We start from the raw sequence: 526 nt of genomic DNA, 5'->3' as shown, positions 1-526 counted from the left end.
GCATGCAGCCGTTCTCCACCACGCTCGGCGTCAGCGCGACCCAGGCCGTGACCACGTCGGGTGAGGAGAGGCCCCAATAGGTGCCGTCCTGATGCCAGGAGACATAGGCGGGGTCGCGCGCCTCCTTGCTGAAGAACTGGCTGCCCCAGCAGAGGATGTCGGGCCCGAGCACCGATTCCACAGCATTCAGAACGGCGGGATGGCGCACCAGCGCGTCGGCCCAGGGGAAGAGAAGGTGCGGCTTCTGGTTCATCCGCCCGGCGAGCCGGCTGCCGAGCCGGTTCTCGCTGGCCCGCAACGCCGCAAGGGTGCGTCCCGCCTCCTCGGCGGGCATCACCCGGATGGGAAAGACGTAGCCACGCTCGCCATAGGCGCGCGTCTGCTCCGATGAGAGCGAGCCTGCCATTGGTTTCCTCCGACTTTCCGCCAGTGGAACATTCAGGGCAGGCTTACGTCAATCAGCCCGGACGAATCCGTCAGAGCGCCTTGATGCCCGCCGCGAAGGCGTCGAGCGTCTGCACCACGT

General features: G+C 67.1%; 1 protein-coding gene. It reads right to left on the bottom strand.

Annotated elements, in window-relative coordinates; all coding sequences use genetic code 11:
* Positions 1–406 (bottom strand): phytanoyl-CoA dioxygenase family protein (locus AC1DWF_RS38370; protein WP_476843634.1); only part of this gene is annotated, 406 nt, incomplete at its 3' end.
* Positions 407–526: the final 120 nt, after the last annotated feature.

This window comes from Aminobacter sp. P4_D5, from assembly GCF_056401815.1.
The sequence above is the reverse complement of the archived record's forward strand: the minus strand, read 5'-3'. Positions and strand labels throughout refer to the sequence as shown.